General features: G+C 50.0%; 9 protein-coding genes. 6 read left to right on the top strand and 3 right to left on the bottom strand.

From position 1 onward, the window contains the following. Positions 1-7: 7 nt before the first annotated feature. Both L6I86_RS24000 and L6I86_RS23995 read right to left on the bottom strand, forming a co-directional pair. A complete protein-coding gene (locus L6I86_RS24000; RefSeq protein ID WP_236290945.1) occupies positions 8-1048 on the bottom strand; it encodes a bifunctional transcriptional activator/DNA repair enzyme AdaA in 1041 nt (346 codons plus the stop codon). 110 nt (positions 1049-1158) lie between these two features. After that, positions 1159-2016 (bottom strand): AraC family transcriptional regulator, encoded by an 858-nt coding sequence (locus L6I86_RS23995; RefSeq protein ID WP_236290944.1) that lies wholly within the window; start codon positions 2014-2016, stop codon positions 1159-1161. A 221-nt stretch (positions 2017-2237) separates the two neighbouring features. On the opposite strand from L6I86_RS23995, the gene L6I86_RS23990 reads away from it, so the two are divergent. From L6I86_RS23990 to L6I86_RS23965, 6 genes are all read left to right on the top strand, one after another. After that, positions 2238-3419 (top strand): galactokinase, encoded by a 1182-nt coding sequence (locus L6I86_RS23990; protein WP_236290943.1) that lies wholly within the window; start codon positions 2238-2240, stop codon positions 3417-3419. Between the two features lies 1 nt (position 3420). Further along, a complete protein-coding gene (gene galE / locus L6I86_RS23985; protein ID WP_236290942.1) occupies positions 3421-4419 on the top strand; it encodes a UDP-glucose 4-epimerase GalE in 999 nt (332 codons plus the stop codon). Positions 4420-4717: 298 nt separating this feature from the next. Next, on the top strand, positions 4718-6292 hold the full coding sequence (locus L6I86_RS23980) for a UDP-glucose--hexose-1-phosphate uridylyltransferase (RefSeq protein WP_236291005.1): 1575 nt from the start codon (positions 4718-4720) through the stop codon (positions 6290-6292). A gap of 779 nt (positions 6293-7071) precedes the next feature. Continuing rightward, a complete protein-coding gene (locus L6I86_RS23975; RefSeq protein ID WP_236290941.1) occupies positions 7072-7518 on the top strand; it encodes a MarR family winged helix-turn-helix transcriptional regulator in 447 nt (148 codons plus the stop codon). A 33-nt stretch (positions 7519-7551) separates the two neighbouring features. After that, a complete protein-coding gene (locus L6I86_RS23970; protein ID WP_236290940.1) occupies positions 7552-9330 on the top strand; it encodes an ABC transporter ATP-binding protein in 1779 nt (592 codons plus the stop codon). Beyond that, positions 9323-11098, top strand: coding sequence for an ABC transporter ATP-binding protein (locus tag L6I86_RS23965; RefSeq protein WP_236290939.1), 1776 nt, complete (start codon positions 9323-9325; stop codon positions 11096-11098). Before L6I86_RS23970 ends, L6I86_RS23965 begins: the two co-directional genes overlap by 8 nt. On the opposite strand, the gene L6I86_RS23960 is transcribed toward L6I86_RS23965, so the two are convergent. Continuing rightward, positions 11053-11292, bottom strand: a complete 240-nt coding sequence (locus L6I86_RS23960) for a hypothetical protein (protein ID WP_236290938.1) — start codon at positions 11290-11292, stop codon at positions 11053-11055. The genes L6I86_RS23965 and L6I86_RS23960 overlap by 46 nt on opposite strands. Positions 11293-11401: the final 109 nt, after the last annotated feature.

Raw genomic sequence — 11401 nt, 5'->3', positions numbered from 1 at the left:
TGTTTTATTATTTTTCATGAGACAGCAACCACTTTTTGCGCGTTAATCCGCCGCCATAACCGCCCAACTCGCCATTGGAGTTAATCACACGGTGACAGGGAATCACAATGGCCAATTGATTGGCACCATTAGCCTTGGCTACTGCGCGATAGGCCGTTGGTTTACCTAGTGAAATGGCAATGTCGGCATAGGAACGGGTTTCCCCGGAAGGTATTTGTATTAATTGCTCCCAAACGCTTTTCTGAAAAGGTGATCCCATTAAAAAGAGTGGGGTCTTAAACTCAGTTAGGGTACCTTCGAAATATTGTGTCAGTTCCTTTTCGATCGACTGAATTGGCTCTGTGAGACCAGGGATTATAGCTGATTTCGTTCTTTTTCTAAGCCGTTCGACTTCCAGTTCGAGTCCTCTGCGATCAACAAATTCTAACAGATAGAGCTTGCTCTCATCTCCGATGGCAATCATGGGGCCAAGCCGAGTATCCAGCCAAGCTGCTTTCAATACTTTGCTATCTTCTAACAAGGTAGGTGAAGCACCCATGATGCGCGAGAAGGCATCTCTAAAGCCGCTGCTAGAATCATAACCGGATGCTAACTGTGTATCAATAATCTTTTCGCCTGATCGAATGTTCTTCAAGGCCAGTCCCATGCGACGTGCACGTGCATACTCAACAAAGGTCATTCCGAATCGTTTTTTGAATTGACGGCGTGCCGTGGATTCATCTACAGAGAGAGCTTTGAAGTCTTGCTCTTTCCATCGCTTTTCAGGGTTATTCTCAACGGCTTCAACAAGCTGCGTTACAAGCTCTGAGACTTGATTCGGATGCGAGAGTGGACGACATCGTTGACAGGGCCGAAAGGAGGCCAAAAGCGCCTCTTTCGATGTTGCATAAAACTCACAGTTTTCATACTTTGGTTTTCTCGCTGGACAAGTCGGACGGCAAAATACGCCGGTTGTTTTAACCCCTACGTAGAATACACCTTCATACTCTGACTTTTTGTCCACTAGCGCTCTATAATATTCTTGCTTATGTTCATCATCACGTATCATATGCACACCCTGTTTCATCATTTATATCTAAATTATATAATGTCCTATCAGAGGGCATAGCCGAAAATCAGGCATCTATTTTTGTTTAGAAAGAAATTTATTCATTCCTATCAGAGAGATTTGATCTGACTCCGATACTCGCTCGGCGAGACGCCATACCAACGCCTGAACTGCTTAGAGAAGTACAGCGGGTCATAGAAGCCTACGGATGCTGCGATCTGCTCAATCGTGAGCTCTAGTCGCTCCCGCAGCAGCAGCCGTGCTTTGTCCACGCGCAGCTTGAGCAGGAACGTTACCGGCGTCACCTTGGTGTGCCGCTTGAACATACGCGATAGATAGGCGCGATTATAGCCCAGGCTCTCAGCCATCATTTCAATCGTAATGGGCTCCGCATATTGCGTGGACAAGTAGTGAATCGCCTGCTGCACGATGCGGTCGCTCTCGTCTTCGGTGACCAGTCCTGTGGCCACAGGGGCAGACATGGCTTCACAGTACTCGCCGAGCAACAAGTTAAGGTAGCCCGTCGCTTTGAGCTGCGCGTTGGATTTCTTGGATTTGAGCGCGAGCTGGATCTGGCGAAAAAGCACAGGCATATGCCGGTTGCGTGCAATATGGATGATGGGGTTCGCGGGCGTGAGGCCCGCCTCACCAACGAGCTTCGCTGCCTGAGCGCCTGTAAAGGCGATCCAACAATAATGCCACGGATCCAACTCATCAGAGACGTAGCTGATTAGTTGTTCCGGCTCAATGACGAAGCTGTCGCCAGCGCCAATGGCATACTCTTCTCCATGTGAGGAGAATACGCCACGACCCGATATGACATAATGAATTAAGTAGTAGTCATATACTTTCGGTCCAAGTCGATGCTCAGGTTTGGTTTGGCTTTCTCCTGCGAATAACACCGTGAAATCGCTCTCCCCAGCAGGAAGGGGGTTCGATACGACATAATAGCTCTCTGGCTTATACATGGCGTTTTCTCATCTCCGTTCGAAGTCCATTCGTTCCTTCCACTGTATCATACATCTAACACGAAACGGAATCGGTAAATCACATTTTTCCATGTTGAAATAACATGCCTCCATAGCCAATCCATGGCATATCTCTTATACTTAAGCTACAAACTTACACATAACACATTTCGAACAACAACCAAGCAAACATACTAATACAACTAAAGGCGGTGCCACACATGGCAGATTTGCAAGCTCTTAAAGACACGTTTATTGAAATTTACGGAGAAACAGCTGCGAAAATATCAGCATTTCACGCTCCTGGTCGAGTGAATTTGATCGGCGAGCATACGGATTACAACGGCGGTTATGTATTCCCGGCAGCTTTGACATTCGGAACGACCTTGATCATTCGTCCAAGACAAGATCGCGTGATCGGCTTTGCATCTACGAATTTGGCACTTCGCAAACAAATTTCCATAGACAACTTGTCCTACCAAGAAGAGGATGATTGGATCAATTATCCGAAAGGCATCTTCGTTCACTTAGCGAAAGCAGGATTCCCAGTGACGAAAGGTTATGATCTTTTGTTCCACGGTGAAATTCCAAATGGTGCAGGGCTTTCTTCCTCAGCTTCGATCGAGGTCGTTACAGCTTTTAGCTTACTGACACTAGAAAAATACCCAATCGATACCGTCAAAATCGCGCTGCTCGCACAAGAAACAGAAAACCAATTCGTTGGCGTAAATTGCGGCATCATGGACCAATTCGCTGTAGCGAATGGCAAGAAAGACAACGCAATCCTCTTGATGTGCGATACGCTGGAGTATCGTCATGTTCCTTTTCAAAGCGGCAGCTATAAGCTTGTGATCGGCAACACGAACAAACGCAGAGGTCTCGTCGACTCCGCTTACAATGAGAGAAGAAGCCAATGTGAGCAGGCGGTTACCTACTTGCAAAAGCAATTCCTAGACATCACACTGCTTGGTCAACTGAACCTTGAGCAGTTTAACGAATATAAACACCTGATCCCAGACGAAACGGTTCGCCGCAGAGCGGAGCATGTTGTGGAAGAGATTGATCGTGTTTTGAAATCCATCGAAGTACTTGAGAAGAATGACCTGGAGTCCTTCGGTAAGCTGATGATCGGTTCCCACGATTCCCTTCGCGATTTGTATGAAGTAACAGGCTTGGAGCTTGATACCATGGTTGCAGCGGCGTTGAAGGTGCCGGGTGTACTCGGTGCTCGGATGACGGGCGCAGGCTTCGGTGGTTGTACGGTTTCCTTGGTGCATGAAGACAGTGTTCAGACGTTCATCGACCAAGTAGGCGCAGAGTATACGGGCATTACAGGGCTTACACCAAGCTTCTATGTTTGCGATATTGGCAATGGTGTAGAGCAACTTGAGGAGGCGTTGTAAAATGGCAATTCTAGTTACAGGTGGAGCAGGATATATTGGATCACATGCGGTAGCAGAGCTTCTGGCCAAAGGTGAAGAAGTCGTTATCGTCGACAATTTGCAACAAGGTCACAAAGATGCGGTGCTTGGCGGTAAGCTTTACGTTGGCGATCTGCGCGACGGCGAGTTCATGGATACAGTTTTTACAGAAAATAATATCGATGCCATTATTCATTTTGCAGCGAATTCCCTCGTTGGTGAGAGCATGACCAATCCGGCGAAATATTACCATAATAACGTGTATGGAACCCTTTGCTTACTTGAAAAAATGACGCAATACGGCGTGAAACGCATCGTATTCTCCTCGACGGCTGCCACGTATGGCGAGCCTGAGAACATCCCGATCCTTGAAAGCGATCGTACCTTGCCAACGAATACGTACGGCGAGACGAAGCTGGCGATGGAAAAAATGATGAAGTGGTTCGATACTGCGCATGGTATCAAATATGTGTCGCTGCGCTACTTCAATGCAGCTGGCGCCCATGCTGGCGGTAAAATCGGTGAAGACCACAGCCCGGAAACGCATCTGATTCCGATTATTTTGCAGGTAGCGTTGGGTCAACGAGCGCACATCTCGATTTTCGGCGAGGATTATGCGACAGAAGACGGCACTTGTGTTCGTGACTACATTCACGTTAGCGATCTAGCGAGCGCGCACGTGCTTGCGGTAGAGAAGCTGCGCGGTGGTGCGGACAGCAACATCTACAACCTAGGCAACGGCACGGGCTTCTCCGTGAAGCAAGTAATCGACATCGCGCGCAAAGTAACAGGCCATGCAATCCCTGCGGTTGTTGAGCCTCGTAGAGCGGGCGACCCGGCGACGCTGATTGCCTCCTCGGAGCGCGCAAGAGCGGAGCTCGGCTGGAAGCCAGCTTTGGATTCCTTGGAAGCGATCATTGATAGCGCGTGGAACTGGCACCAGAAGCACCCGAAGGGGTACGCGGCTGAAGTGAACGTTTAAGCAAACCAACCAACGATACGAACTCGCCTTATAAGTCTTCTTCATTGGATAAATACAGTAGAATCTACGTTTGAAAGCTAAAATACAAACATCCTATTGGATTTATCCATTCAAGAGGCTGGAAAAGGGGCCGAAAAGCCTGGTTTTAGCGACTTTGAGTGGATTTGTCCAATCCAATCACTTTTTGGTGTGTTTTAGGAACGATACACTGGACTTATCCAATGGTTGGTACTTGAGTAGCGTTTTGGAAAATATGAGTTGGGGTCGTTGTGTTAGACAAGAAAGGGAAGTGGCAGACATGGAACGCACATTACAAACGCCGCAATCTGCAGCGTTAACGATAGAAAGACTTCTGCAATTCGCTACCCAGAATGGGTTGATCGAACAGCTGGACGTCTATACGTCACGCAATGCTTTGCTGGATTTGTTCGGACTGGCGGAGCCTTTCCAAGGGGAAGTACCTGCGGAGAAATTGAACAGCCCGGTTGGTCTGCTGGAAGAGCTGCTGGATGCAGCTTGGGAAGCGGGACTACTGGAAGAGAACACGATGACATACCGCGATTTGTTGGACGCACGCATTATGGGACTCATGATGCCTCGTCCTTCCGAGGTGGTAAGTGAATTCTGGAAGATCGCGAAAACGCAGAGTGTGGAAGCGGCGACGGCTTATTTCTACAAGCAATCCATTGATTCTAACTATATTCGTATGGATCGTATTGCGAAGAATGCTTACTGGCTTGCGGAAACAGCTTACGGGGATTTGGAAATTACAATCAACCTCTCTAAACCGGAGAAGGATCCGAAGGAAATTGCGCTGCTCAAAACGCTGCCACAAAGCAGCTACCCCCTATGTCTTCTTTGCGTAGACAATCTAGGCTATGCAGGCCGCGTGAATCACCCGGCTAGACAGAATCTGCGCGTCATCCCGCTTGAGTTGGATAGTGAGAAGTGGTACCTACAGTACTCACCTTACGTGTATTATAACGAGCACAGCATCATCTTCCATGAGAAACATATCCCGATGAAAACTACAGCAAATACGTTCTACCGTTTGCTGGACTTCATCGAACAGTTCCCACATTACTTCATCGGGTCGAATGCGGATCTGCCGATCGTTGGGGGATCGATTCTGAACCACGATCACTTCCAAGGGGGACGTCACAAGTTCCCGATGGAAAAAGCGCCAAGTGAGAAAGCATTCTCACATGCGGATTTTGCCGGTGTGAAGGCCGCTATCGTGAAGTGGCCGATGTCGGTGCTGCGCCTAAGCGGGCACAACAAGCAGCAGCTGTACAAGCTGGCGAGCAAGCTGCTCGACGACTGGCGTGCTTACAGTGATGCGGAAGCGGAGGTCCTCGCGTTCAGCGAGAAGGACGGACAGCGGATCCCGCATAACACGATCACCCCGATCGCCCGCAACAATGCGCGCGGCGAGTACGAGCTTGATCTGGTGCTGCGGAACAATCGCACCAGCGCTGAGCATCCGGATGGGATTTTCCATCCGCATCAGCACTTGCACCACATCAAGAAGGAGAACATCGGCTTGATCGAGGTTATGGGGCTGGCGGTGCTGCCAGGCCGCCTGCAAGAGGAACTGGCGGCTATCGCCAAGCTGCTCACCGGCGAAGCCGAGATCGGCCGCGAGACGAGCGATCCTAGCCATCCGCTGCATAAGCATGCGGATTGGATCGCGGCGCTGCTCGCGAAGCACGGCGCGTCGCTGACGGCTGACGCGGCGAATGCGGTGCTGCAGACCGAGGTCGGCAGCAAGTTCATGGACGTCCTGCTCGACGCAGGCGTCTTCAAGAGAGACGAAGCCGGGCAAGCGGCGTTCGGACGGTTTTTGGCTGCGGTGGGCTTCGCGCAGCAGTAGGTTAGAGCGGAATCCCTGGTCGGTGGACCAGGGATTTTTTGTTGCGCGCGCCGCGAAGTGGTCGCGCGGGTCTAGGGATCCTGCCAGTTGTGCTGGACTAACTGGATAAACTACAGCTAATTTCGTGGAAAACACTCGAAATTGTAGATTAGATGGAAATAATACAGCTAATTTCCCTGAATGCTCCCGTTGGGCGCTAAACAGGCGAAATTACATGTAGGAAATCCAGCTAATCTGAAATTTGAGGAGAAAATGATGAGTTTAGATGGAGATTTTCCATCTAAGTGATAACTGGGCTACTGTAAGTTCCGGACCCAACCCAGCCTCTGCAATAGACTCACCAACCCCAGCAACCATCGCACTAAAAACTAAAAACAAGCTAATCACTCCCCGACCCACTCCCACCATCAGACGCACCATTCCCCAACAAGCCTCTCGCATCCGAAACAATCCAATCACTCCCTAACTCGCCAGCATCTACAGAAGTGCCATCACCACAAAGCTTTCCGCACCCGAAACAAACTAATTACTCCCTAACTCACCCCCACAACAGACGCGGAACGCCCACCAATCCGTCCTCACAAAAAAAATCAATACTCCAATCCACCCCACCAGCAACATCAGGCCCCTCCATACACATTTCTTCACCAGCCCCTGATCATCCGGTCCTTCCTATCACGATCCCCTCACACGTGCAAATGGAAAAAATCGTATTGACAGGACAACCATCGCTACCTAAAATATTAATTAGCTGACTAACTAAAAAAGGAGCTACTCCATTGTCCCGTCACCATAAACCTGATTCTCTGACACATATGATGTCTCATTTGCTAAAAATGCACCGCCGCAACATCGATCAAATCATTCATAAGTATGATGTTTATCCTGGACAGCCACCGCTGCTGCTAGCTTTGTTTGTCGAAGATGGTCTCAGCCAAAGCGAGCTTGCTGACCGCATCCACAACAAACGGGCGACCCTGTCCGTCATGGTGGACCGTATGGAAAAGACAGGACTCGTCGAACGTCGTCCTGACGAGAACGATCAACGGGTTACGCGTGTCTACCTGACCGATAAGGGCAGAGAAGTCACCGTTCATGTAAAAGAAGCGATTAAGGAGACCGATGAGCTGACATTTTCGCATTTTTTGCCTGAAGAATTGCTCTTGTTTCGACGTCTGCTACTCCAAATGAAAGATAATCTCCGCTCTACTGATATCGAAAATTAGTTAGCTGACAAACAAAAGAAAGGACATCATGCCATGTGGAAGCTACGATCGTTTGTTAAACCGTATTGGTTCATAACACTGCTCGCTCCTTTGTTGATGGTGATGGAGGTATGTATGGATTTGTCCCAGCCTCGCCTCATGGCGACCATTGTAAATCACGGTGTTGCTGAGGGGAATCTCGCCTTGATCTGGTCGACAGGCATACATATGTTAGGCGTCGCCATCATTGGTCTCATAGGCGGTGTGGGCTGTACATTTTTTACAGTGAAAGCGGCCCAAAGCTTCGGTGCTGACCTGCGATTAAGCGTATTCGAGAAGGTCCAATCCTTGTCGTTCCGACAATTGGATACATTCTCGACCGGATCACTGATCACTCGCTTGACCAGCGATGTGATGCAAATGCTGAACATCCTACAAATTTTACTGCGCCAATTTACGCGTGAAGCGTCGCTGCTTATCGGCAGTTTGATCATGGCCGTGGTCATTTCACCACGTCTTTCCTTGATCCTGTTAGCCGTTGTTCCGATTCAATTCGTCATTCTGTATCTGTTGATGAAACGATCTACACCGCTTTTTCGTCAGATGCAGACGAAGATCGATCGCGTAAACACCGTTATGCAAGAGAGCACGACAGGCATTCGTGTGATCAAAGCATTTGTTCGCGCTGCCTTCGAGCGGAACCGCTTTGGCAAAGCGAACACGGACCTGCTGAATGCCAGTCTTAGCTCCGCGCGCGCCTTGGCTACAAGCGGGCCGTTGATGACGTTGATTTTGAACATAAGTATCGTTGCCGTACTCTGGTTCGGGGGAGCCCAAACATGGAGCGGTTCGATGGCTATCGGTGATTTGGCCGCATTCATCATCTACATTAGCCAAGTGCTGTTTTCGCTCGTTTCCATTACGAATACACTGATGAATATTTCTCGCGCGCAGGTTTCCGCAGAACGGATTCGAGAGGTGCTCGATACGAAGGTGGATCCGAATGAGCCTGCTCAGGAACAAGATAAACCAGAGTTACTTGAACCAGTGCAATCTTCATCGACATCATCCCCTGTAGTAGGTTGCGAATTGGAATTTGAGCGAGTTTCATTCGTGTATGAAGCAGCTCCCGATCAGCCAGTTCTCAAGGATATTTCGTTTAAAGTACTGCCAGGTCAAACCATTGGCATACTTGGGGCAACAGGTTCAGGTAAATCCACACTGGTTAGCTTGATCCCGCGACTCTATGATACGTCCAGCGGACATATTCGCCTAAATGGTGTTGATGTGAGAGAACTTCCTGTAGAGCAGCTGCGGAGTCAGGTGGGAATCGTGCTGCAGCAGTCTATTTTGTTTAGCGGGACGATTCGCGACAATATTCTTTTCGGCAAGCCAGGGGCATCGGAAGATGAGATGGTGGCAGTCGCTCAAGCAGCGGAGGCCGATAGCTTCATCTCCAAACTGCCTGAGGGCTATGAAGCCAGATTGGGGCAACGAGGCGTGAACCTATCCGGGGGTCAAAAGCAGCGAATAGCGATAGCACGAGCTTTGCTTCTGCGATCTCCATTACTAGTGCTGGATGACAGCACGAGTGCTATTGATCTAGGTACGGAGAAACGCATCCAGCGTTCTCTGCAAGCGTTGATGGCAGGCAGTACGCGCATTATTATCGCGCAGCGCGTCTCTTCCGTCCTGCAGGCCGATCAAATTCTAGTCCTAGATGAGGGACGCATCGCTGCACGAGGAACGCATGAGGAACTGCTGGCGGCAAGCGCACTGTACCAAGATATTTACAACTCCCAGCAAGGGAAGGAGGCTGCTCTGCATGGCTAACAAGCAACCTCGCAAACCACGCGCGAAAAACATCGGTGCAACCCTCCTTCGCATGTGGGGGTATCTGAGGCTTCAACGTACCGGGCTGCTCACCGTTGCCATCTTGACGGTCCTGGGCAGTGGGCTCGCCTTGCTCGGACCTTATTTAATTGGGAGAGCAATTGATGATTACATCATCCCGAGAGATCGGAATGGATTGCTGTCACTCTGTCTCCTGCTACTGGGCTGTTACGTAGTCAGTGGAGCTGCATCTTGGATCCAATCCTATCTGATTGCTGGGGTATCCCAGCGGACCGTGTGGCAAATGAGACAAGATCTTTTTCGCCACCTGCACAAGCTGCCTATTAGCTATTTTGACAAGACCTCACATGGGGAACTCATGAGCCGCACGACCAATGATGTCGATAACGTTGCGACTACGCTCAGTCAAAATTTAACGCAGATTATGACCAGCATCATTATGATTGTCGGGTCTTTGATCATGATGATTACGTTGAATATTTGGCTTACGCTCATCGCCTTAATCACGGTTCCTATCGTACTTTTCACAACCAAGCAAATCACGAAACATACACAACGCTTGTTCAAAGAGCAGCAGCAGCGGCTCGGTGAGCTGAATGGCTTAATAGAGGAGACGATCTCTGGGCAAAAAGTTGTGAAAACATTCCAGCGAGAAGCCGCAGCAGTCGATCAACTCGCTGCAATTAACAAACAGCTTCGAATTGCTGGTACTGGCGCGCAGCAGCTTTCGGGTATGATGGGGCCGAGCATGAATATGATCAATCATTTTAGCTTCATTTTATTGGCTGCTATCGGCGGTTGGATGGTGCTAAGGGGATGGACGATGGTTGGCGTTATTATCAGCTTTTTGAACTATTCGAAGCAATTCAGCCGTCCGATTAACGATCTCGCTAACCAGTATAATATGATTCAGTCGGGTATTGCGGGCGCGGAGCGAGTTTTTGAAGTGATGGATAAGGAGACGGAGTACGAATCGAACAAAGAGGGTATCCAGCTAACGGATGTCAAAGGGGAAGTCGTGTTTCAAAACGTTTCCTTCAGCTACACGGACGAAGTGCCCACGCTGCATGAGGTTTCATTCACTGCAGAGCCTGGTGATCTGATTGCTCTAGTTGGTCCCACGGGTGCAGGTAAAACGACGATCATCAATTTGTTGACTCGCTTCTACGATATAAATGAGGGTTGTATTACGATAGATGGGCAAGACATTCGTGATATGGAAAAAGATAGCCTGCGCAGCCAGCTCGGTCTCGTGCTGCAGGATGTTTATCTGTTCTCGGGGACGATCCGAGAAAATATCCGCTTCGGCCGTTTGGACGCGACGGACGAAGAAGTGGAGGCCGCCGCGCAGCTTGCCAACGCGGACGGGTTCATTCGCAAGCTGCCGAGCGGCTATGACGCCAAGTTGACCGCCGGAGGCGGCAACCTGAGTCAAGGCCAGCGGCAGCTGCTCACGATCGCGCGGGCGATTCTCGCCGATCCCGCGATTCTTGTGCTCGATGAGGCGACGAGCTCCGTCGACACGCGGACAGAGCAGCACATCCAGCAGGCGATGGGTGTGCTCATGAAGGGGCGAACAAGCTTCGTGATCGCCCACCGGCTCAGCACAATCCGCGAAGCGAGTGCTATTCTGGTCATCCACGGCGGCGAGATCGTGGAGCGCGGCACGCACGAAGAGCTGCTGGCTCTTCGCGGGCATTACTATGACTTGTACGCGAGCCAATTCAGCGAAGCTAGTTCGCTTTGACGGACGGACGTGGAGTCCGGCAAGAAATAGAAAGGGAGTTCCCGCAGTGGGGAACTCCCTTTTGCTATTTGGTACAGCACGTATTCATCCGTCGCCAACCCCGCCAACCCCGCCAACCCCGCCAACTCCGTCACATCCGTCATCCGAGCTCCGTCAGTCCCCACCAGTGCTCTGCCAACCCCGCCACCAGCCAATTAACTGGATTTCCTACAGCTAATTTAGGCCATTTTCGCCGAAATGCTTGCATATGACAGAATTAGCTGTAGTTTTTCCATCTAAACTCAGGAATCGCCGAGTTAAGCT

It is taken from the genome of Paenibacillus allorhizoplanae (genome assembly GCF_927798215.1).
GTDB lineage: Bacteria > Bacillota > Bacilli > Paenibacillales > NBRC-103111 > Paenibacillus_E > Paenibacillus_E allorhizoplanae.
The sequence above is the reverse complement of the archived record's forward strand: the minus strand, read 5'-3'. Positions and strand labels throughout refer to the sequence as shown.